At 46.6% G+C, this 23,921-nt stretch carries 11 protein-coding genes and 2 pseudogenes; 8 read left to right on the forward strand and 5 right to left on the reverse strand.

Annotated features, from left to right (window positions below; all coding sequences use genetic code 11):
• The first annotated feature begins 621 nt into the window (after positions 1 to 621).
• From H6F51_10840 to H6F51_10865, 6 genes are all read left to right on the forward strand, one after another.
• Complete coding sequence (locus H6F51_10840) at positions 622 to 10,689, forward strand: peptidoglycan-binding protein (protein MBD1822981.1); 10,068 nt, start codon at positions 622 to 624, stop codon at positions 10,687 to 10,689.
• Between the two features lie 179 nt (positions 10,690 to 10,868).
• Positions 10,869 to 11,027 carry a hypothetical protein gene (locus tag H6F51_10845; GenBank protein MBD1822982.1) on the forward strand — a complete coding sequence of 53 codons (159 nt, stop codon included), beginning with the start codon at positions 10,869 to 10,871 and terminating at the stop codon, positions 11,025 to 11,027.
• Positions 11,028 to 11,500: 473 nt separating this feature from the next.
• On the forward strand, positions 11,501 to 12,052 hold the full coding sequence (locus tag H6F51_10850; protein ID MBD1822983.1) for a Uma2 family endonuclease: 552 nt from the start codon (positions 11,501 to 11,503) through the stop codon (positions 12,050 to 12,052).
• 24 nt (positions 12,053 to 12,076) lie between these two features.
• A complete protein-coding gene (locus H6F51_10855; GenBank protein ID MBD1822984.1) occupies positions 12,077 to 12,664 on the forward strand; it encodes a Uma2 family endonuclease in 588 nt (195 codons plus the stop codon).
• A 34-nt stretch (positions 12,665 to 12,698) separates the two neighbouring features.
• On the forward strand, positions 12,699 to 13,235 hold the full coding sequence (locus tag H6F51_10860; protein ID MBD1822985.1) for a hypothetical protein: 537 nt from the start codon (positions 12,699 to 12,701) through the stop codon (positions 13,233 to 13,235).
• Entirely contained in the window at positions 13,232 to 14,002 is a 771-nt protein-coding gene (locus H6F51_10865; GenBank protein MBD1822986.1) for a hypothetical protein, read from the forward strand. Before H6F51_10860 ends, H6F51_10865 begins: the two co-directional genes overlap by 4 nt.
• 96 nt (positions 14,003 to 14,098) lie before the next feature.
• Here the strand turns inward: H6F51_10865 and H6F51_10870 are convergent.
• From H6F51_10870 to H6F51_10880, 3 genes and pseudogenes are all read right to left on the reverse strand, one after another.
• Positions 14,099 to 14,548 (reverse strand): annotated as a pseudogene (locus tag H6F51_10870) (IS110 family transposase).
• A 197-nt stretch (positions 14,549 to 14,745) separates the two neighbouring features.
• Positions 14,746 to 15,612: pseudogene (locus H6F51_10875) on the reverse strand (transposase).
• Between the two features lie 121 nt (positions 15,613 to 15,733).
• The gene (locus H6F51_10880) at positions 15,734 to 16,036 is read right to left on the reverse strand and encodes a hypothetical protein (protein ID MBD1822987.1); all 303 of its coding nucleotides are present in this window, start codon (positions 16,034 to 16,036) and stop codon (positions 15,734 to 15,736) included.
• A 319-nt stretch (positions 16,037 to 16,355) separates the two neighbouring features.
• On the opposite strand from H6F51_10880, the gene H6F51_10885 reads away from it, so the two are divergent.
• Both H6F51_10885 and H6F51_10890 read left to right on the forward strand, forming a co-directional pair.
• Positions 16,356 to 20,573: a PAS domain-containing protein gene (locus H6F51_10885; GenBank protein MBD1822988.1), complete on the forward strand. Its 4,218-nt coding sequence runs from the start codon at positions 16,356 to 16,358 to the stop codon at positions 20,571 to 20,573.
• An 85-nt stretch (positions 20,574 to 20,658) separates the two neighbouring features.
• On the forward strand, positions 20,659 to 20,859 hold the full coding sequence (locus H6F51_10890) for a high light inducible protein (GenBank protein ID MBD1822989.1): 201 nt from the start codon (positions 20,659 to 20,661) through the stop codon (positions 20,857 to 20,859).
• Between the two features lie 104 nt (positions 20,860 to 20,963).
• Here the strand turns inward: H6F51_10890 and H6F51_10895 are convergent, their stop codons facing one another.
• Both H6F51_10895 and H6F51_10900 read right to left on the reverse strand, forming a co-directional pair.
• Positions 20,964 to 21,842, reverse strand: a complete 879-nt coding sequence (locus H6F51_10895) for an IS982 family transposase (GenBank protein ID MBD1822990.1) — start codon at positions 21,840 to 21,842, stop codon at positions 20,964 to 20,966.
• Between the two features lie 105 nt (positions 21,843 to 21,947).
• The gene (locus H6F51_10900; GenBank protein MBD1822991.1) at positions 21,948 to 23,831 is read right to left on the reverse strand and encodes an ATP-dependent metallopeptidase FtsH/Yme1/Tma family protein; all 1,884 of its coding nucleotides are present in this window, start codon (positions 23,829 to 23,831) and stop codon (positions 21,948 to 21,950) included.
• Between the last annotated feature and the right edge of the window lie 90 nt (positions 23,832 to 23,921).

Consider the following 23,921-nt stretch of genomic DNA (forward strand, 5'->3'; position numbering starts at 1 on the left):
TCCAATGGTGGACGCTGCTGAAGTAAAGCCCGGAACGTGGAGTGATCGAAAAGCCTTAAACTATGTCAGTAATAATTATTATGTATGGGGTATTCCAGATTCTCCTAAAGCATTAGTTGGAATTGCACGATACGATGCTCAGGGCAATGTTTATTTGAAGGTCTTCAAGGGTAGTGATCTTCGCACAGTTGTTGCTGAAGGAAGTATTGGCCAAGTTTCACTTGCAGGATTACCTGGTAAGTTTGGCGATGCGGCCTTTGGTACAGCTATTGAAGCTCGTGTTAATGAACTAATCACAAAAGCTACAGGTCAGACACATATAGCTAAGCAGGGTAATGCTAATGGTGCTGATTTCGTACCTAAGATACCTCCTGAAATACTCAGGAAGCCACCTGCTAATGATAATAATTGATTTGAAAAAGCAAACTTCTTATAGGAGCTAGTAGGTGGGAAATATTCATCTTTACTGTAGAAACAGGGTTGTGCTAAAACAATTTTTCTCTTTACACATTTCATTGCTTATTTAAAGCCTCCAATTAGGAATTGACTACGAAAACTAATCTTCATGCTCCGTGTCAAGCAAATTAATTTGTTTCATTCATGCATCTGGAAAATCCCACTATGCGCCTCATCACATCTCCCCTCCGCTACGATAATCAAGGCTCAGACGTTGCTAATTTGCAAGCAGGTCTGCGGTTGCTGCTCAACAGACAAATGATTCAAATTTCAGATGGTGAGCGACAATCGTTAGAAGCTGCTTTAGCCTACGAAACTCAGCAGCAAGTTTATGGCGATGCCACCGCAGGGCTAATCACCATCTTCCAGCGGCAATTTCAACTTCCTGTCACGGGGGAAGTCGATCACGCAACAGCAGAGCGACTCAACCAGATATTGAGCCAGCTAGGAGCTTTGGAGCCAGATCGCTTTGTGGTGAGGGGTGTGGTGCGGCAGTCTAATGGTGATTCCTTTGAAGGTATTGTGCGTGCCTTCACTCGGGATATAAATACAGGAAATGAAACTGCACTTGTCCAAACAATTAGCAATGCCGATGGCTACTATGAAATCATTTACACTGCCGATCAATTCCGGCACTCTCCCAGTGAAGTTGGTGGCCCAAACCTGATTGTACGTGCCTACAACTATCAGGGACAAATTCTGGCAACCTCTCCCCTCAAAATCAATGCCGAGCAAGAAGAGACGATCGACCTCACCATCACCGTGTGGGAACAACCTACTCCTACCGAAGAAGCACTAATCGTCAAAGGCTCCATTCGACTGGCAGACGATAGCCCTTTCGCAGGTGTAGAAGTACAGGCATTTGACAAAGATTTGCGGCGTCTGGAGCGATTGGGGCAGACCACTACCAACCAAACTGGTGATTATGAAATCACCTATACCCGTAGCCAATTCAGCCGAGTGGAAAAACAAAGTGCTGATTTGGTGATTAAAGTCATTGGACCTATCTCTGAAAGCACACCTCGTCGCACCCTTGCCACTTCACCCACCCTATTTAACGCTCCCCCCGTTGCCGTTATTGACCTGACTATTTCCGCTGATATTGTTAGCATTCCTTCAGAGTATGAACGCTTCCTTGCAGAACTCTACCCTTTGCTAGGGCAAATTTCCCTCGGCGAACTGCGAGAAGATGATGAAGACAACCCAGAAGCAGAGAAATTCCAGGACATCACATTCCTTGCAAGGGAAACAGGAATTAATTTTGATTACTTAGTCTTTCTAAATACAGCCTTCCAATTTAGCAATAGCACCAATCTCGATCCAGCATTCTTCTACGGATTGTTTCGGCAAAACTTACCCGCCGATTTACCTGCTTTACTGGTGTTGAATGCAGTAGCACAACGCCGCGCTCTTGAAATGTCCTTCGACGACAACATTATTCCAGCTTGGCTCCGTTCTCAACTCGATCAAGCCCTCGATCGCCTCCGACAGCTACTCATTGAACAAACATTAGAACAACCTGAAGACCCGCAAAAAGTAACATTAGGGGCTTTACTCAATACCTCTCCAATTCTGCTTTCCAGAGAGCTTCAAACAATATTTTTAATTACTTATCTACAACACGAAGGCTCTGATGAAACCTTCTGGGAAGCATTACAACAGCGACAAGAGTTTCAACAACCAGGCTTGATTGCCGACTTACAATTTACTCTGCAACTAGGACTACTGACTCAAAATCATTTACCCTTAGTCCAAGAATTGCAACAACTCCGGCAGCAAGGCTTCTTACAATCTCCAAAAGACCTAGTCAAGCTCAATGTTGAAAATTGGCAGGAATTGATTACTCGACAAACCAATACCGGTATTGTTGGCGTTCCTGCCGATATTACAGGCGAAACCAATGAGGAAAAAGTCCGAAATTATGCCCAACGGCTCACAGACACTGTTGAGGCGGTCTTCCCAACTGCCACGATCGCCCACAAACTAGAACTACAACAAGGTGGATTTCCTCCAACTGAGCTTATCCTATTTTTTAGACGAAATCCGACCTTTGAGTTTAGCAATACTCATGTTGATACCTACTTACAAGAACATGCAGAAACCGCACTGGCAGGACTAGACAACCCTGACGGAGTTGCTGAGCAACTCAGAGGAATGCAGCGGGTCTTCAACTTAACCCCTCGCCATACCGAAATGCAGGTATTGCTCTCAAACGGGTTACACTCAGCCCAAAGCATTGCTAGCTTTGGGAAAGATGTATTCGTTCAACAATACGGCGATCGTTTAGGTGGAGCCAGTAAGGCGGAAGTCATTTACGCCAAAGCAGAACACACGGCTGCAATGGCAACGGCAATTCTTGCTAAATATGCCACTGGTTTCAATGAGCTTAGAACAGCTGTTACGCCTGGACCATTAACCAATGCAGATGACCTACCCAACTGGGCATCTTTATTTGGTTCTCTTGATTTCTGCGCCTGCGAACACTGCCGCTCAGTCTACAGCCCTGCTGCCTATCTGGTTGATTTATTGGAGTTTTTGAAGAAGCAATCTCACCCTGTAGATGACAAAACTGCTAAAGACGTGTTACTCGCCCACAGTCGCCGCAGTGACATTGGTCATCTTGAACTGTCATGCGAAAACACTAACACGGTTCTACCCTACATCGATCTGGTAAATGAAATACTGGAAAATGCGATCGCGCCTCGAGCTACCAGCGCACCACCTCTGCAAACCCGTGGCACAACTGAAGAGCTAAGCATTAATCCAGAATATGTCAATGAAGAAGCATACAAAATTCTGGCGAAGGAAACCACTGTTTACCCCTGGAATTTACCGTCCGATCGTTGGCTCGAAGAAGCCCGTATCTACTTGGAAAAATTGGGTATTCGTCGTCATGAGTTGATGGAAGCTTTCCAGAAACCAGCAATCCCACCCAATCCACCCAGTTCTACCGGAACTCCTGCCAGCCCAACGAATGAAGCGATCGCACTGGAGTATTTAGGTCTAACTCCTGTTGAACAAAAAATTATTACGAATGTCTCCTCTGCTCCTCTTTGGCAATTATGGGGGTATGAATCAAACCCTAGCACTGGCTTATTGACAAATCTCGCCAAAGTACGAGTTTTCTTGCAAAAGTCCAACTTAAGCTATCAGGAACTGAGTGAACTGCTGGAAACTCGCTTTATTAATCCCGATCGCACAGTTCCAACCCTAAAAATTCAGCCTGAAACAACCTGTGAGATCGACAAGATGGAATTTACAGGTTTAACCGAAGCCCTGTTGAATCGCATCCATCGCTTTGTCCGCCTCCACCGCAAACTAGATTGGACGATGGTAGACTTAGACAAGACCATTACGGCTCTGAAATCCGGAGAGTTAACAAATTCATTCTTGTCTCACCTATCCCACATACAAAAAATTAAGAAAGTTCTAAATCTTCCTTTAGAGAGGGTGCTTACCTTGTGGGGAACGATTGATCGAGACGGAAAAAACTCCCTCTACAATAAGTTATTTCTGAATAAAGCTGTTTTCAATCCTGTTGACTCTAGCTTTGACCTCAGTCGTTCAACGTCACCTAGACCAAAACTATCTGAACATAAACCTCCTGTTCTAGCAGCCCTGCGAATTAACGAAGCAGATTTCGATCGCCTCAGAACTGCAATTCCCGTATCCGATGAAATCACGCTAGAAAACTTGTCTGCGCTCTATCGTTATACGGTTCTGGCAAGGGCCCTCAAACTTCCCATTGAGGATTTTCTGAGCCTGAGAATCTTGCTCAACATTAATCCGTTTGACACAGCACATCCAGAAGATACCTTACTCTTCATTGAGCAGGTTCATAACATCCGAGCATCGGGCTTTTCCGTCTCAGAACTCAACTACCTGTACCGCCATTTACCTGAACCCTCTCCAGTTGCTCCTTCCCTAGAAACGATCGTAAATCTGGTCAAAACTCTGCTGAATGGTCTCAACAAAATTATCAGTGATACTGCACCAGTACCCAACCCCGACCTAGATCTTCTGCAAAGACATCTAACAACCCTGCTAGACAGCAACAAGGCAACAGTGGCGATCGCTTTTCTAAACAGTGTGTCTGCTGATACTCCAGACAATCGCACATTCATCAACTTGCATTTTGGTCTATTTCTACCAACCCCTGATTACACAAAACTGGTAACTAATACTTCTTTAAGTGATGAGCAGAGGACAGCATTCAGAAGTCAAGCAACTGAGTACGTGTTGAATAACTTGTTGGTTTACCTACGAGATTCACTCAGCCGCACTTTAGTGAAACAAACGTTGAGCGAACAGCTCCAGTTAGATAAAACGATTACAGAGTTACTGTTGGAGAAATTATTAAAATCACAAGCGGATTCTAGAATTAGCGCGATCGCAGATTTCCTATCCATTACAAGTGCAGGTCTAGCCGCTAACTACTTCAAAACGCCAGATCTTACAGGGTCTCCTGCAAAGAGAATTGATCCAATTCTCGATTTTAACTGGGGACAGGGTTCTCCAGCGCCAACCATTCCAGCCAAAACCTTTAGTGTGCGCTGGGAAGGTAAGCTTCTAGCACAACATAATGAAACTTACACCTTCTATATTCGCACCAACAATGGTATTCGGCTATGGATAGATGGTCGAGAGTTACTGAAAAAACCGGATTTTGACCCCTGGTCAAATCGAACTTTGACAGAGTTGAGCGACACGATCGCTTTCAATGCTGGGCAACTTTACGACCTCAAGCTAGAGTACACGAACAGTTCTCCCAATGCTCTAATTCAACTGAGCTGGAGTAGCTCTTCAACGCCAAAGGCAATCGTTCCTCAAAGCAATTTCTATACCAATAATATTTACACTCACCTCCATCAAACCTATCTCCGTCTTCATAAATCAGCGTTGTTGATTAATCGATTCAAGTTAACTGCAAGGGAAATTGATTATCTCTCAAATCACGGCACTGATTTTGCAGAGTTTAATCTAAATCAGCTACCTCTAAGCACAACAGCGTTTAAACCCAGTTTCTACCAGCAATGGCAGCGATTAAATGACTTTGTCAGACTTCGAGATAGCCTATCAGGTGCTGAAACTAGCTTACTCGATGTATTTGCTGCTACCTCATTAGCAGAGGCTCAAACAACACTCGCTTTGGCAACAGGATGGGACAGGCAAGCGATTGAATATTTAACAAACCAGTTCAACTTCACGGCAAACAACTTTAAGAACGAGATTAGTCTACTAAAACTCCAACACTGCTTGAATTGGAGCCAACGTTTAGATGTACCTACTAAACAGTTATTTGATTGGAGCCAGCAGACTCCTGATTTTGATCAAGTACAAGCTATCAAAGGTGCATTAAAAGCCAAATATGACAATGACGTATGGATTGCGATCTCTAAACCACTGCAAAATACTTTACGAGAAAAGCGGCGAGATGTATTAGTTTCTTATCTGCTGGCACACCCCAGTCTTATTGGTAAGACCAACCTGGATGATGTGAATGATCTTTATGCCTATTTCCTGATTGATCCGGAGATGAGCGCCTGTCAGATGACCTCCCGCATTAAGCAGGCAATTAGTTCTGTACAGTTATTTGTACAACGCTGCCTCCTAGGGCTGGAGAAACAGGTTTCACTGCGCCAGGAAGCATCTCAACAGTGGAAGTGGATGAAGAACCATCCCGTTTGGGTACCCGGTCGACAAGTCTGGCTTTACCCAGAAAACTTGATCGAACCAGAATTACGGGATGGTAAATCCCCGTTCTTCAAAGATTTGGAAGGCGAATTACTACAAAATGAGGTCACCTCAGATACTGTTGAAACGGCATTTCGTAGCTATTTAGAAAAGCTCGATGGTGTTGCTCGCCTCGAAATCTGTGGAATGTATGCCCAAATTGAAGAAGGCACCAACATACTGCACGTTTTTGGCCGCACGATCGGTGCCGACCCTCGGTTCTACTATTACCGTCGCTGGGTCGATAGCGCTTATTGGACTCCTTGGGAAAGAATTGATGTAGATATTCAGGGAGATCACTTGATTCCAGTTGTCTATGAACGACGACTACGCCTATTTTGGGCAATCTTCACTGAACAAGCCCAGACTGAATCGCCTAATGCTAAGTATTGGGAGATTCAACTGGCATGGAGCGAGTACAAAAATGGCAAGTGGTCAACCAAGCAGGTACTACCTAAAAGCCTCACTTCTAGAATTTCTTCCAAGCTCGAATATCTTCAAAAGGAAGACTTTACCTTCTCCGCGCAAGTGTATGACAACTCGCTAACTATTTGGTGCTTTGAAAATAAAATATTAGGTGGAGGAGGGGAGTTTGGCAAGCAAGGTTTTGGTTTATTTAAGTTTATAGGCTGTTATGGTGAAATCGTTGCTGAGGGTATCAACTACGATTTATCCCATATAGCAGTAGTTGAAAAGTTGTTTAACTTACTACTTCCAACTTCTGCTACTGGTAGTGACCATAGCAATATGTGGATTGAGGAGAAAGGAAATAAAAATAATAGGCTAAGTTTTAAGGGTTATACCAGTCCTCTTCTCAGAAGCTACCCAACAAAAGAGCCTCCCTATGAAAAGAGCTATGAATACACTTTAGGAGTAACTCCTGGCACATTTCGTTTACTCTTTCCACACCAGTACAGCCCATTCGAGCTGTTCATAGATAGTTTACTGGATAAGATAAATAAAGCCCAACCTAATTTAATGCCTCCACGTCAGGCATTTACCCCCTTCTTCTATCAAGACCAGGGTAGAACTTTCTTTGTTACCTCGAAGATTGTTGAAGTTTCCCCAACAAAAACTTTAAAACCGAATTTAGATTTAGGACGATTTCAACAAAATCGTAGCTTTTTGCGTGGAGACGAAATTCTTGCCCTTACTCCTAGTGGACTCGCTAATGGAAGCACGATCGCTCCAATTGGGATTGCAAACTCTGAAATAGTATCTTCTCACGGTAGCATAAGCATGGTAGGAAGCCGCCAACCAGCCCAAATTCCAAACTACCTACTCAGATATTTGTTTGAAACCTTTTATCATCCCTATGTTTGTACATTCATTAAAGAACTGAATCGACACGGTATTGAAGGCCTGCTAAATCCGAATAAGGATTTGATGAAGCCTGCGGCTCAACAACTTCGTCGTCAACGCATTCAACAGGAGTACTTTAACAACACTTATAAGCCGTCGGATGTCGTTAGCGTTCCCTATCCTAAAGATGACATTGATTTCTCCTATAACGGAGCGTATTCCCTCTACAATTGGGAGCTATTTTTCCATGCACCTTTACTGATTGCCGATCGCTTGATGAAGAATCAGCGATTTGAGGAAGCCCAGAAATGGTTCCATTACATCTTTGACCCAACCATTGGCTTTGATCCAAACCCTAATTCGGAAGAAAGTAAACTGGAGCGATTCTGGAAAATAAAACCTTTTTATGACAATCCCAATGCTAAACAGCAGCTTAAAGGTTTACTCTCGCTATTGGACTACAAAGGTACAGATCCAAAACGACTTGACGAGAAACAAGCGCTTGAGATGCAGATTAACCAATGGAGACAAAATCCTTTTAATCCTCATCTAATTGCTCGTTTGCGGATTTCAGCCTATCAGAAAACTGTTGTCATGAAATATATTGACAACTTAATTGCATGGGCCGATCAACTATTTCGCCAAGACACCATTGAATCTATCAATGAAGCAACTCAGCTCTATATCCTTGCTGCAGAAATTTTAGGGCCTCGCCCTCAAAGTATTAAACCGAAACAAACCGTTGCTCCAAAAAGCTACACTCAGCTTGAACGAGATCTAGACGCTATCTCAAGAACTGTAGTTCAGGTAGAAAATCTACTACCTCCTAGCGATACTGTAACTATTCCTTCTCCAAGTGGCACACCTAAGCTAACACTGCCTCCGCTGCTCTATTTTTGTATTCCAAAGAACGATAAGTTATTGGGCTATTGGGATACAGTCGGCGATCGCCTATTTAAGATTCGCCATTGTATGAACATTGAAGGCGTAGTGCGAGAATTGCCCTTGTTTGAACCACCCATTGATCCAGCACTGCTAGTACAGGCAGTCGCAAAGGGACTGGACTTAAGTCGTGTACTGAACGACATCAATACTCCTACACCGCATTATCGTTTCACCTACATGCTGCAAAAAGCGTTGGAGCTATGTAACGACCTCAAGTCATTAGGCGCAGCATTACTTTCGGCTCTTGAGAAGAAAGACACCGAAGAGTTAGCAGCAATCCGTGCGAATCAAGAAACAGCTCTTCTCAACTTGATTACCGAGATTAAGAAGAAGCAGAAAGAAGAAGCAACTATAGCCAGAGAAGGATTAGTCAAAACTCATAGAGTGACTGAAGTCCGCTATCGTTATTATCAGGAACTCCTTGACCTTAAACCACATAGTCTTACTCCTGGTTCTCGGCAAGAAATTCCTGTAGTAGAAGGAGCCAATGGTTCAAAGCAAGCAACTGAGCAGGAGAATGAGAATCTCAGACGCTCTCGACTTGCTCAGGATCGTCAAGAAAATGCTGCTAGTTTCGAGCTTTTGGCAAGCATAGCTCATGCAATACCTAACATCTCAAAAGGCATAGGTGTAGCAGTATCATTTGGAGGTTCCTTTCTTGGAGCAGTAACAAATTCGTTTGCCAAACGTGCAAATCATTGGGCAGGTCAACACACTTACGAAGCAACTAGAGCGGCTACCCTAGCTTCCAAGGATAGGAGAAGGCAGGAGTGGATACTACAAAACAATGTAGTAGCTAAGGAATTAGAGCAAATTGACAAGCAAATTGCAGCTGCTGATATTCGTATTGCAATCTCAGAGAATGAATTAAAAAATCACGAGAAACAAATTGAAAATGCTCAGCAAATTACAACTTTTCTACGCTCCAAATACACCAATGAGGAGCTTTATAGCTGGATGACTAGAGAAGTCTCAACAATTTATTTCCAGTGCTATCAAATGGCTTATGATTTGGCTAAAAAAACAGAAAAAGCCTATCGTTTTGAACGTGGGTTAACGACCTCAAACTTCATTCAGTTCGGCTACTGGGATAGCTTGAGGAAAGGACTGCTAGCTGGCGATCGCCTCTATCTTGCTCTCAAACAAATGGAGCGGGCATACCTTGATCAAAATAAGCGCGAGTATGAAATTAGCAAGAACATCTCGCTAGTTCTCCACGATCCGCTAGCTTTAATCGCCTTGAAGGAAACCGGACAATGCATTGTTGAATTACCGGAAACCTTATTTGATGCTGACTATCCTGGTCACTATATGCGTCGTATCAAATCTGTTAGCTTAACGATTCCTTGTGTCACTGGACCTTACACCAGCGTTAACTGTACTCTCACTTTACTGGCTAACAAAACCCGCATTAAGAGTGTTCCAACCAAGCCTTATCAGGAAGATTTAGAAAATGACGACGATCGCTTTGTAACTAACTTTGCTGCCATGCAGTCGATCGCTACCAGTACTGCCCAAAACGATAGCGGCATGTTCGAGCTAAGCTTCCGCGACGAGCGTTACTTGCCGTTTGAGGGTGCAGGTGCCGTCTCTCGATGGCGAATTGATATGCCTCAAGACTGCAATGCATTTGACTTTAATACCATTTCAGATGTCATCATCAGGCTCAACTACACAGCACGAGAAGGTGGAGCAATATTAAAAGATGAAGCGAAAAAAGCCTTAAAGCAAGAAATTGAGAATGTAACGAATTCTCGCCTTGTTCGCCTGTTTAGCTTGAAACACGAATTTCCAGCAGACTGGCACCGATTCCTGCGCCCTACTGCTCCTGCCGCTAATCAGCCCGTCGCTCATAGCATGAATATCAGGTTAGACCAAGAGCGTTTTCCATTCCATTTACGAGGACAGAAGCTTTTTCTAAACAGCGCCGTATTGTTCTTAAAAGTCAAGGAAGACTTCTCATACAGTACTCCCAAACTCAAGATTTATCTAAATAATGATGCAGGAAATGAGTTTACTTTAGATGGAAGCCCCGTAACTGGTCTACCCTATGCGAAACCGAAGATTGCTCCGTCTTCCATTCCAACTTCGCTTGCTTTGAACATTCGAGAAGGTGACCTTCCAACGTCTACCGATTCTAGTTCTACTTGGTGGCAGAGATTAGAGATTAACGGTGTAAACCGCAGCAGATTAAAACCGGAGGCGATCGAGGACATTTGGATTATTTTCTATTACTCGATAGCTGGAAGTTGATAGTTTCTGAGGATGTATTTAACGACCTTGTCAGGTTAACCGGAACGTAGAATAATTAAACCGCTTTAACCGGATCACGCCTTCTCATATGCTCCCGTCATTGCTTCCCTAGCGAAATCTCCAGCTACTGTGTCTGGCTATAATACAGCTTCCTATCGGGCTACCGGGACATCGAGAAGATGAGGCTTCATCGGGGCATCAAGGTGACGTATGAATCGATGCGAGAATGGTTCCAGAAGTTTGGACAAAAATCCGCCAATCATCTGTATCGTAAACGCCCTTACATTGTAGCCAAATGGCATTTAGATAAAGTGGTCGTTACCATCGAAGCACAGTAATTTCAATAATCGCTGCAACCCACACAGGAAAAGAATTTTGGGGATCTTACGCCTGAATAGAGCAAGTTGAAGAAGAGGTGGCAACACTCTTAAAGCCCTTAACTCATAAGCCTTTTGCCAATTCTACGCTTCATAGACCAAAGCGGAATTCAGCGATCGTCGTTCAAGTTTCGAGATCAACTACAAATAATAACCATTATCTGTAGTTACGGTATTATTGCAGTATGGATAAGCATTTTTTAAGAGAAATCGATCTCACATAAAATTGTGAACGCTGAAACATCTATTCTGTTTGGGCTTTGTGGTTTTAGCGTGTAGGTAATCTTGTAATGAATCCTGTGGTGTAAAATGGGCAAAATCCGGTAAAATTTTTGCATAGTGGGGATTTGATGCTCACTTATTCAACCAGGGGCGCGACTACACCATGACTCAAGCTAAACTGCAAATTGACTACGGGACTGTGAGGTAGCATCATGACACTCTCGACATGGAAATGGACGATCAATCGCTATCACCAGGCGGTAGAAGCGGGGATTTTTGAGGATGTGCCTGTTGAATTGTTGAATGGAGAATTAGTAGAGATGTCGCCCGAAGGAGTTCCGCACTCGTCGCTCAGTGATGAAGCGGCTGAATATCTCAGGGAACAGTTGCGTGGTCTTGCCAAGGTGCGAGAAGCTAAACCGATCACGCTGCCTAACCGTTCAGAGCCAGAACCCGACATTTCAATTGTTCAGTTGCCCGTTGAGATTTACCGATCTCATCACCCATACGTTGAAAACATTTACTGGATCATTGAATACTCGAACACGAGCTTGCAGAAAGACTTGGAAGTGAAGTCTAAAGTTTATGCCGAAGCAGGTATTTGCGAGTATTGGGTGGTTAATTTGAAAACCAGAGAGCTAAACGTCTTTCGGAATCCAGTGAACGGGGAGTACCAGGAGCAAACGGTGTTGACTGAGGGTGTGGTAAGTCCGCTTGCTTTTCCAAACGTGCAAATTGGGGTTGCAAGATTGTTACAGCGATAGTGAGCTAGAGGAGGCGCAGGGGGTATGACGCAAACGAAGCCACAGTTTAAGACGATCGAGGAATATCTCGACTACGACGACGGAACGGATACTCGATACGAATTGGTGAATGGGGAGCTAGTTGAATTGCCGAGTGAAGATCCAATTAACCCGACGATCGCAGCTATACTGCTGGTTGCTTTTTCAGCCTTGGGCATTCGTCCGCGTCAGCTTGCAATCGGACATCAGATTGAAGTGGAATCGCGTGAAGTCACAGCCCGACAGCCAGATCTGATGGTTCACACCGAGGAATCGATCAACGCCTTACTATCTGGTGAAAGAATCATCCGACTGGGAATGCCTGTTCCACAGCTGGTGGTGGAAGTTGTGTCGCTCGGCAGCCCGAGCAGCAAAAACTATCAGCGTGATTATGTTGAAAAGCCGAGAGAGTATGCCGCGCGAGGCATTCCTGAACTGTGGCAGGTTGACCCCAATCGAGCTGTGGTGAATGTGCTGGAGCTGGTGAACGGAGCTTATCAATCCCGACCATTCGCAGGGGACGACCCGGTCCTGTCGTCGCAATTCCCGACGCTACAATTGACTGCGGCGGAAATTCTAAATGCAGGGAAATAATCCGAAGGTTTAGTGGCAATTAGGGGAAGTGGGGATGCCCAGGAAAGCACCGCAAAAATGCTATAAGTGCGCGGCACTGGCGATCAAGCAGGTGCATCAACTCCACGGTTCACCGAAAACGGACCCGCAGAATTTCGTGCGCGATCCGAACATCTCAAGCGATGGCTGTTATGACCCGAAGCTTTGCCCACCGAAGCGATCTCGGCTACGAAATTCTGAGATTAATTGTCAGAAACAGGCGATTAAGCAGCGGGAACAAGTCTTCCAACAACTGCAAATTGAGTCGCCCTACACTGATCTCGCTTATGCTGTGCTGATTGTATATCGCGAGGGCGGATATGATTCTCCGGTGCACGCGATCGCAGGCTCAGTGTGGAAGGGCAATGAGCAGATTGTGGAGATTGCTCCGGTTCACTGCGAGGGCATGACCCCAACGGTAGTCAAGGCTTATACTGCCACGCTGCTGCGTGTTCTGCACAAAGAATACGGCATCCGCAAGTTTGCGGCACAGATTCGACGTGACCCGCAGTGCTGCCCGATTCGTCCTTGCTGTCTGGAGGCAACGGGATGATTCGTCTCGATCTGTTTGAGCATCTCCAAGCAGCGATGAGCGCTCCGCAAGAGGCCCAACTGCTGGATCTCTTGCGGGAATTCGATGCGGTAATTTCAGGTCTAGAGGATCGCGCTGTGCTGGAAGTGGCAGCCAATGCCCTGCTTCAACTGGCGACGATCGTCGAAGCCAAGTACGTGGGTGTAATCGAGGCAGTGAAGGCGGAAGTGCAACCGCGTGGGGCGAGAGACCCGGTGGTGTCGATCGACTTCTTCGATGCCTTTGTGCGGCGATCAATGGTGGTGGATTTCGAGGAATTCATCGAGCCGATCCCGCTACTGCCGCTGCCCTGTAATCTTGAGGGAGACTGGTCGGTTCCCCATGACTTGCGATCCAATTACATTTCAGAGGCAGCCGTGGCGCAGGCAATTCGCGAAGCGATGATTGATGACGCGGTTGTCCTGCTTGATGCGTTACCGGATCGTCAGCCATTGATCGATATTGATGCGATCAAAGACCTTTCGCACGGAGAAGAGATTGAGGCTTGGACAACGGAACTTGTCGCGATGATGGAAAAGCTGCAACAACGCAAACGGAAGACAATTTCATTGCTTGATCTGGTTTGCACCTTGGAGATTTCTCGAACTCAATCAGGACGGAAAAGATGTCTAATCGATCTGTGGATGACTTTTTTGCTCGGCAAACACCCTTATCAGTTACGTCGTGCTGCTCATAATTTCTACAGCTTGGTTGGAATCGAAGTTGTGTGTGAACCCGATCCAAATTAATCGAAGAGTTAGGAGGCTGTGAGATCTGCGGGAAGTCGCAAATACGATCTGAGGCGGTACTGATGCTCCTATAGATGTCAAGGTCTTTTTTGTGTTCTAAGCATGACTCACGCCAGACACTTTAAGAGTCGGGCATGTTTTACGAATGAGATGATAGATCTCTCGTGCTACATAGCGTTTGAGACAGCGGATGATCTCTCGTTTCGACAACCCTTGTGCTGTCCGACGGGTAACGTAGTCCTGGGTCGGCTGATGCCATCGCATGCGCACAATCACGACGCGAAACAAAGCAGCATTGGCTTGACGACTGCCGCCTCGGTTTAAGCGGTGGCGCTGCGTTTTGCCCGAAGAGGCTGGAATCGGACAGACCCCACACATCTTTGCAAAGGCAGCTTCGGAATGGACGCGATCAGCATTCTCGCCAAAGGTGAGCAGCATTTCAGCAGCGGTATCCGTACCAATGCCAAACGCTTGCACTAATTCGGGCGCTGCTTCTTGGGTGAGCTTTGTCAGGTGCTGAGTGTGTGCTTCAATTTCCTCATGTAACTGTCAACTGGTTGCGGGTTTGCTTCAGAGTTGAGTTGAAGTAATGAACAGCAAGGTCAAATTGAGCTTTCAAAGCACCAGAACGAGCGAGTTAATCGTTTTTCTACGGCTTTCGCCCCGATTCCCGTTTTCAAAGGACGACAAATCTGGGTCTCTGCCGCAGAGACCTCCAAGAGAATGAAGGACAAACAAAAGGGTTAGCTCTGGCAGAAATGCCGGAGATTGATCATCGTGTAAGCCAAGATTTTCAAGGCGTAGTGCAACCCACTGATCCGCTCGAAGCGCAGCAGTAAGCGCTTAAACTTATCCTCCCACGCGAACACTCGCTCGATTGTGCGAAAGCGTTCTTGCAAGATGGCTGAGTCGAAACTCGGTTTGCGTCCTCGTTTCGGAGTCTTTCTCCCACGCGGATTTGCAGGAATGTTGGGAACCATGCCGCGATTGAAAATCGCTTTGCGGTTGGCTCGACTATCGTAAACTCTATCCAAACTGACGATTGTTTGGCTCAGATCAAGTCCGACCTGCTTGGCAATCCGGGTCACTTGTGGCAGTGCTTCCGGCAATAGCGGTGACTCGTTTCGATTCCCAGGGGCTGCAATAAAAGGCGCAATCACATTGCAGTTGCGGTCACAGAAAGCAACGACTTTATCTCCTTTGAGATGTTTGTGCCCACTGTATCCAAGATTGTCCCCGCCTTTCTTTGCTGAGGTCGTTGTGCCGTCGCCGTGGATCACGCTGATGTCGAGCAACTCCTGCTGATGAAGTTGCAGAACCGAACCTGCGAAAATGGCATCGAAACACCCCTGGGTTTCATAGCGCCGAAAAGCGGAATAGATTCAAGTGTAGTGGATTTCCGGCTGCCCCGCTTTGTTCTGCTGGATCGGCAGTTCTTTCCACTGGCAGCCGAGGTACAAGAGTTTCAGGATGTAGTTGAAGATCGCGTGCAAAGAGAGCTTTGGTTGAGGACCACGACTGCCGAGGTGCAAGTGGGGCAAGACAAATTCTTCAAACTGTTCTCGGGTCAAATGTGTGGGAATCGATTGCCACTGTTGAGATTGAGCCATTCTTGCTCCAAGCGACTGTCAAACGAAAAAGACTTGAGCCATTTTAGTCAGAAACGGTAGAAGCTCAGACAATCAGGAGCTTTCAGACAAATTCACCCAGGCGGGAAAACCCGCAACCAGTTCAAAGATAGTAGAGGGCATAACCTGTTTGGGTTTCTCCATCAACCACGGCAACCAACGACACCTCTAAACCTTTCTCGACTTGGCTGTGGCAACCATTGTAAAATTCATCTAACCCGAAGGTCTTCTTACCGCTTTTGGCGATAAAGGAACAGTCCATCACCGCGATTGTTAGATGGTTCTCAGGAATCGCCGCTTGGATCAGGGCAGCATTGAACGCCGTGAAGTCGAACCGTTTCTTGAACAGTCGGCGGTAGGTTTTCTCGCTCAGGTCACTGTAACGACTCAAATTGGTAAAGTTCACCTTGCCTCAGAATCGTGGCAAATAAGGTCGTCATCACGCTCAATTGCGGTTTGCGAAAACGCCCACTTTGGCAAGTAGGCTCTGTACAATGCTCATACAGCTATCCATCCGGTGCGTTACATTTACAATTCGCGCCCATAAAGGATGGATGGCTTTTCTGTCTACTGCTGATCCTAAAATTATCCGAACCATTGTTTTCATTAACTCATTCTTTAGGAACTTGTTTAAGGTGAAGGATCAAGTTGTGATCTTATACAGTTTGAAATTACAGTCGAATTCCGATCTAAAACATCAGCTTTGCAGCTAAAGGGTTTATTCTATGACCTCCCATCCGTCCGAGCAGCAGAATTCACCCCAACCTTCGATGGAAGCGTCTGATCTAACGCCGCAGCCCGAAATTGATGCTCCCTTCCCGATCGTGGGGATCGCTGCTTCTGCGGGTGGACTAGAAGCGTTCAAACAATTACTGAGCCATCTCCCAACTGATACCGGAATGGCATTTGTGTTGATTCAGCACTTAGCACCCGATGCTAAAAGCTTGTTGAGCGAGATATTAAATCGAGTGACGGAGATGCCCGTCAACGAAGTGCAAGATGGCATGACGATCGAGCCAAATCAAGTCTTCGTGATTCCACCGAATACGAAGATGACGATGGAGGATGGAACACTACGACTGACAGCCCGCGAAAAGGTATATGGCAAATATATGCCGGGTGATGCCTTTTTTGCGTCCTTAGCCGCCGATTGCGGACACAAAGCGATCGCGGTTGTGTTATCGGGGACAGATAGCGATGGTTCAGTGGGCTTGAAGGCGGTGAAAGCGTCGGGTGGTATCACCTTCGCTCAGTGTGAAGGAACCGCACAGTTTGATGGGATGCCAAGTACGGCTGTAGCGACGGGCGCAGTCGATTTTGTGCTGCCGCCCCAACAAATTGCCGAGGAACTGGCAAATCTCAGTCGCAGTCCCTTTGTTGCTCGCCCATTTTCGTCGATTGTGGCTGAGGAATCTCTTGAAAGTAGCGAGGAAGCCCTGTTCACAATTTTCGCGCTGCTGCGATCGACGACGGGTGTTGACTTTAGCCGCTACAAATCCAACACAATTGATCGACGAATTCAGCGTCGGATGCTGCTCTACAAGCTGGAGCGATTGGAGAATTATGCTGAGTATTTACAAGGGCATCCGGCTGAAGTGCAAGCATTATATGAAGAAATTCTGATTCACGTCACTAGCTTTTTCCGCGATCCTGATGCTTTTGAACTGCTGCAAGCGCAAGTTTTTCCAACTATTACGCAAAACAAGTCGGCAGAATTTCCGATTCGTATCTGGGTGGCAGGCTGTTCGACCGGTGAGGAAGTCTACTCGATCGCGATTTGTTTGCTAGAGTTTTTGGCAGATAAAGCGACTCAACCCCCGATTCAGATTTTTGCCACCGACATTAGCGAGATGGCGATCCACAAAGCACGAGCGGGCATTTATTCCGAGAATCAAATGGTGGATGTTTCGCCAGAACGCCGCCGCCGATTCTTCTATACGCTGGAAGGCGGCAATTATCAAATCAACAAGATGGTGCGCGAGCTGTGTGTGTTTGCACGGCAGGACTTAGGTAGTGATCCGCCCTTTTCTAACTTAGATTTGATTAGCTGTCGGAATGTGCTGATTTATCTCGGAGAGGCACTGCAAAAACGGGTCATGCCCATCTTTCATTACAGCCTTAATCCAACCGGATTTTTGCTCCTGGGAACCTCAGAAAGCACCGGGAAATACTCTGACTTATTTACAGTAGTCGATAAAAAGTGCAAACTCTATACCAAGAAGCTAATCGCCAATCGTCCGGCGTTTTCCTTTGTGACCAGCAACTATTCGATCGTGAAGCCCGATGAGCGTTCTCGTGTGAACTCGGTTGCGATCGAGCGATTTGACTTACAGAAAAAGGTGGATCAACTGCTCTTGATTCACTATGCTTCCGTGGGAGTGGTGGTCAATGACAAGATCGAAGTTCTGCAACTTCGGGGAGATATCGATCGCTATCTCAAACTCGTTCCTGGAACTGCCAGCTTCAATCTCTTCAACATGGCGCGAGAAGGCTTGCTGATCGAGCTACGCGCCGCAATTTATCAGGCACAACGGCAAAACGTTCCCGTCACCAAGACTGGGGTACACCTGACACAGGGAGAGCGATCGAGCATTGTGAATCTTCAGGTGATTCCGTTTAAGACCCCAACCGAGGAACGTCACTTTTTAGTGCTGTTTGAAGAAGCGCCTCCGATTGTGAGCAATGCGATCGAGTCGGAGAGCATACCAGGAGATTTAGAGCGTGAAAATGCTCGGCTGAGACAGGAACTCGCCTCCGCAAATCAAGAGCGGATGGCAATACACGAATATCTGCAAGTGGTAATCTCAGAACAGGAGCATATTCATCAAGATCTCAAAGTTGCAAACGAGGAAATCCTGTCGAGCAACGAGGAGTTACAAAGTACCAACGAAGAGTTAGAAACAGCGAAAGAAGAGATTCAAGCCACCAACGAAGAACTGAATACCACGAACGAAGAACTTCGCAGCCGCAATTCGGAATTACACCAAGTTAACAACGATTTAACGAATTTACTTGCCAGCATTAACATTCCGATTTTGATGCTGACAAACGATTTACGCATTCGACGGTTTACCCCGATGGCGCAACGCTTGTTCAATTTCATTCCGGCTGATGCTGGACGACCGCTCAGCGATATCCGAGCCAATCTGAACATTCCCGACTTAGAACCGCTGATTTTAGAAGTTCTAGACACACTGAGCGCCAAAGAGTTAGAAGTCCAAACGCAAGGCGGACATTGGTACACGCTCCGCATCCGTCCGTATCGCACTATCGAAAATCAAATCGATGGCGTGGTGATCGTCATGATTGACATTGACGCGCTGAAACGGAGTGGCACTAAGCTCGAAGCAGCCCGCAACTACGCAGAAGCGATCGTGGAAACAGTGCAAATGCCATTGATAGTGCTGGAGTCGGATTTTCGAGTCAACACAGCGAATCGATCGTTCTATGAAACGTTTCAGGTTTCACCGTCTGAAACCGCACAGTCATCGATTTTTGACCTGGGTAACGGGCAGTGGAATATTCCCGCACTGCGATCGCGCTTAGAAGACGTGCTTGCCGATAATGTCCCGATTCATAATTTCGAGGTCGAGCATCAATTTGAACACATTGGGCAGAGAACGATGTTACTCAATGGTTGGAAAGTTCTTCAAGAAGGTGATGTGCAACGAATTTTGCTGGAGATCGAAGACATTACTGAGCGCAAACAGTTTGAAATCGAGCGATCGCGTCTACTTGAACAAGAGCAAGCCGCTCGTCAAGAATCAGATCTGGCAAATCGTGCCAAAGACGAATTTCTCTCAAATCTCTCCCACGAACTGCGAAACCCGCTCAATATCATGCTGGGATGGTCACAAATTCTTCGCACCCGCAACCTAGAAGAAGAAGCTGCCGCTCGCGCGATCGAACTGATCGAGCGCAGTGCAAAAACACAAGCGCAGTTGATCAATGATCTGCTGGATGTGTCGCGGATTATCAGTGGAAAGTTGAACCTCAACACTCGACGACTCGATCTGGCGATGGTGGTGATAAGTGCGATCGAGGCGGTGCGGCTAGCGGCAGATGCGAAGTCGATTCAACTCGTTTCGCATTTAACTTCGGTCATGGTTGTGGGCGATGTCGATCGCTTACAACAAGTGCTTTGGAATCTTTTGTCGAATGCAATTAAGTTCACACCATCCGGTGGACGAGTGGAAGTCACGTTAGAATGGGTGGAGAATCAAGCGCAGATTCGAGTCAGTGATACAGGGCAGGGTATTCCAGCAGATTTACTACCCTATGTCTTTGATCGCTTTCGTCAAGGAGATTCTAGCAGTACCAAAACCAGTCAGGGACTCGGACTCGGCTTATCGATCGTGCGGTATCTCGTCGAGCTTCATGGAGGCACGATTGAGGCAGCAAGTCCCGGTGAAAACCAAGGTGCGACCCTAACCGTCAAGTTGCCGCTGCACTTCACGCAGAATGCGACTCAGATAGAGCCTTCATCTGAAGAGGGGCGATTGCCGACCGATTTAGAATCAACCGATACAGCAGAACAGATAGATTCATCGATCTCTGAAGTCCCCTCACTAGCAGGGCTGTGTGTTCTAGCAGTCGATGATGATGCTGGAAGTCGCGACTTGATCAAATGGATATTACAAGACCTTGGGGCTGAAGTAGTCGTTGTTACCTCAGCAAGAGACGCGATCGCAGTGTTAACCGAGAATCCTGTCCGATACAACTTGCTGTTAGCGGATATCGGAATGCCAAGAGAGGATGGTTATTCCCTGATTCGTCAAATCAGAGCGCTTGAGGTCGGCGGACAGATTCCCGCGATCGCGTTGACGGCTTATGCTAGCGATCGAGAGCGTCCGCTCTCGATCCAGGCTGGATTTCAGCTCCATCTGACGAAGCCGATTGATTCAGTGCAATTGGCAAACGCGATCGCTAATCTGGCAAGATAAATCAGGAATGGTTCTAAAGGTAGACAGCAAGTGTTGAATGCGCGAATAGTATAGAGATATAACAAAACATTAAGGAATGTTAATCATGCAAGCCAACAAAGCAACTGAATTACCCCCAATCGCTGAAGCATACAATGGAGCTGATCGCAACGCTTTCTTATTTGGTTGGAAGCCTCAAGCTGAACTCTGGAATGGACGCTTTGCGATGATCGGTTTCACCGCATATCTACTTTGGGACTTGGCTGGCTACAGCGTCGTCCGCGACCTGCTGCATCTAGTGAAGTAGAAAGTAAATCTTTTACAATTAGAAGAATGCAAAGCCCTTTTCCAGCGATTGGAAAAGGGCTTTTGACTATGGTTGCCTAGAACCTAAAGTAACCTGAGTTCGGGTTAAGCCGGAAGCAGCAAATTGTGGTTAATCGCAATTGAGGGCTTCTTCGGTTGATGGCAATACGCAATCAGCCCACCGAGAATGTTGACAAAGCAGTTGACCGCAGAGCGATGGCGCGAATGCTCAATCTGCGAAATGTTCTTCAACTGGTCAATGATCGTTTCGATAATGGAACGCTTGCGGAGCAACAGACGGTCGTTGAGAGGCATTAATCGCTGTTTCATCTTGCGTTTGAGTTTAGTGATGAGTTGAATGCCTGCGGTGTTGAGCAGTTGTTTGGCGAGCTTCTGCGACACATAGCCCTTGTCAGCAAATACTTTACCGAACAATTGCCGCAACAGTTGTGGCACAGGTTTGCGGTCATCGGTGTTGCCAGGAGTCAGGATGATGTTGAGCAATTCGCCTCGGTCATTCACCACCAGATGCAACTTGAAGCCAAAGAACCAATCGACCGAGGTTCTGCCCCGCTCGGCAATGTTCTCAAACACTTTGTTGCGCTCAATCCGGCGGTTGTGGCAGACGCTCAACGCCGTGGAATCCATGAAACTAATACCGCTACACGACCCGAAACACGAGCGCAAGTAGGCGCACATCGGGACTAACGTTCCTGGAATCCATTCGATAAAGCGTTGATAGCTCACCAAGCCCGGAAATGCACCTGTCCACTCGCTCTGGACTTTCTCTTGATAGTAGGTTTTGAAATTGCGATAACACGACTGATGAAACGCTATCAGAATCGTCATGATTTCGCTCACGCTCAGACTGCGGCGTCGATTGCGTACTTGGAGTCCACTTCCCAAAAGTTGCTGTTTCCAGCGTGGTTCAAAGCTGTTGCAGAAATCATCGACCGAGCAGAACAGGTCTTCTAGACTAAGCATGAGGGCAAACTGGGCGCGATTTTTAGCAATTTCAGCCTATCGGGTTTGCCCCTTTCTTGTCTCAATCCTTATCCCGAACTCAGGTTAAAGTAGAAGTGATGGAATTCAAACAGCGACTTCTTGTGGTGCAGTTGTTTGGTTTGGAGACTGCACCTTGCCTAATAAACCGCGTAATTTTTCGCCCTCAATCACTTCGGTTTCCAGCAGTTGAGTCGCGATCGCTTCCAGCAAATCTTGATTCTGACGCAGAATTGCGAGGGCGTGTTCGTGCGCGGTTTCCACAATCTCTTTAACTTCGATATCGATCGCTTTTGCCGTATCGTCGCTCACCATCCGTCGAGGATTGGGCGCATTATCTAAGAACATCGCCTGCTGCCCTTGCTGATACGCCAATGGACCCAGTACTTTACTCATGCCGTAGGTCGTAACCATCCGCTCCGCTAAATCGGTTGCCCGTTGCAGATCGTTAGAAGCACCCGTCGTAATGCTGCCAAAAATGACTTCTTCCGCCGATCGTCCTCCTAATAGCGTGGCAATTTGACCTCGCAGTTCAGCTTCGTTCATTAAAAAGCGATCTTCTGTCGGAAGCTGTAAGGTATAGCCGAGTGCTGCCATTCCGCGAGGCACGATCGAAATCTTCTCAACTTGACCACTTCCACCCGTTAAAGCTCCAACTAAGGCATGACCCACTTCGTGATATGCCACAATCTTCTTCTCGGTTTCGTTGAGCACCCGACTCTTTTTCTCAAGTCCAGCTACGACTCGCTCGATCGCTTCTGCAAAGTCCTCTTGAGCTACAGTTAAGCGCTGATTTCGAGCGGCTAACAGCGCGGCTTCGTTGACCAAGTTGGCAAGATCGGCTCCGGCAAATCCAGGAGTGCGGGTTGCGATCGCCTTCAAATCGACATCCGGACCGAGTTTTACTTTCTGAGCGTGAATTCTCAAAATCGCATCGCGACCGGAAAGATCGGGACGATCGACTAAAACTTGCCGATCAAACCGACCCGGACGCAATAGCGCTTGGTCTAAAACTTCGGGGCGGTTCGTTGCAGCTAATACAATCACGGTTGCATCGGTTGCCGCAAATCCATCCATTTCGGTGAGCAATTGATTCAGTGTTTGTTCTCGCTCATCGTTGCCGCCATACATTCCGTTACTGCTGCGAGATCTGCCGATCGCATCGAGTTCATCAATAAACACAATACAAGGAGCCTGCTTTTTCGCTTGATCAAACAAATCCCGGACTCGCGAAGAACCGACCCCGACAAATAGTTCGACAAATTCAGATCCTGAAATACTGAAGAATGGAACCCCTGCTTCACCTGCTACCGCTTTCGCCAGCAGTGTCTTTCCAGTTCCCGGAGGACCTACTAATAAGACACCTTTCGGAATCTTTGCACCAATTGCTGTATATCGTGCGGGAGTCTTGAGAAAATCGACGATTTCAACTAACTCGGTTTTTGCTTCTTCGACTCCTGCAACATCGGTAAACGTAATCTTTTCTGATTCACCTTCAACGTAAACCTTCGCTTTGCTTTTTCCGATCGACAGTGCTCCCTGGGGATTATTAGCACCCCGCGCTAGAAAGAACTGCCAAATTGCTACAAAAATCAGTGGCGGAATCACCCAACCGAGTAGACTAGTAAACCAACCATTTCTCGCGGGTGGTGTCGCCGCAAACTCGACCCCTTTTTGTTCTAAAAGTTTAGGTAACTCTAAGTCAAAAATCGGAGTTGTAGAAAACACTTGCCCTGGAGTGCCATCTTCTGTTTTTAGTTGATACCGAATTTGATTTTGACCGACTGAGACTTGGCTGACCTCTCCTTCCTGGACTTGGTGAATGAACAAGCTATACGGCACAGCCGGGACTTGAGCACCTAACAAGTTGGGTAAAAACAGATTGATGAGCAGAAATGCTCCCGATACGGCTAACAAAATGTTTGCAATTAAGCGAGAACGAGGCGGAGTCGGTTTTTCTTTAAGCGCCATGCGTGTTATCAATCCTTTTGACTTAAAGTCTTCAATGAGTTCTTTAGGCTACAAAATTGTTGAATCAATTCTCAAGTATCAGAAGTTGGA

The sequence above is a fragment of the Cyanobacteria bacterium FACHB-DQ100 genome (assembly GCA_014695195.1).
Lineage (GTDB): Bacteria > Cyanobacteriota > Cyanobacteriia > Leptolyngbyales > Leptolyngbyaceae > Leptolyngbya.

Bases quoted from the DNA above. Each gene is read 5' to 3' on its own strand.
- H6F51_10840 (MBD1822981.1), top strand. From the start codon at position 622: ATGCGCCTCATCACATCTCCCCTCCGCTACGATAATCAAGGCTCAGAC.
- H6F51_10845 (MBD1822982.1), top strand. From the start codon at position 10,869: ATGAGGCTTCATCGGGGCATCAAGGTGACGTATGAATCGATGCGAGAA.
- H6F51_10850 (MBD1822983.1), top strand. From the start codon at position 11,501: ATGACACTCTCGACATGGAAATGGACGATCAATCGCTATCACCAGGCG.
- H6F51_10855 (MBD1822984.1), top strand. From the start codon at position 12,077: ATGACGCAAACGAAGCCACAGTTTAAGACGATCGAGGAATATCTCGAC.
- H6F51_10860 (MBD1822985.1), top strand. From the start codon at position 12,699: ATGCCCAGGAAAGCACCGCAAAAATGCTATAAGTGCGCGGCACTGGCG.
- H6F51_10865 (MBD1822986.1), top strand. From the start codon at position 13,232: ATGATTCGTCTCGATCTGTTTGAGCATCTCCAAGCAGCGATGAGCGCT.
- H6F51_10885 (MBD1822988.1), top strand. From the start codon at position 16,356: ATGACCTCCCATCCGTCCGAGCAGCAGAATTCACCCCAACCTTCGATG.
- H6F51_10890 (MBD1822989.1), top strand. From the start codon at position 20,659: ATGCAAGCCAACAAAGCAACTGAATTACCCCCAATCGCTGAAGCATAC.
- H6F51_10895 (MBD1822990.1), bottom strand. From the start codon at position 21,842: ATGCTTAGTCTAGAAGACCTGTTCTGCTCGGTCGATGATTTCTGCAAC.
- H6F51_10900 (MBD1822991.1), bottom strand. From the start codon at position 23,831: ATGGCGCTTAAAGAAAAACCGACTCCGCCTCGTTCTCGCTTAATTGCA.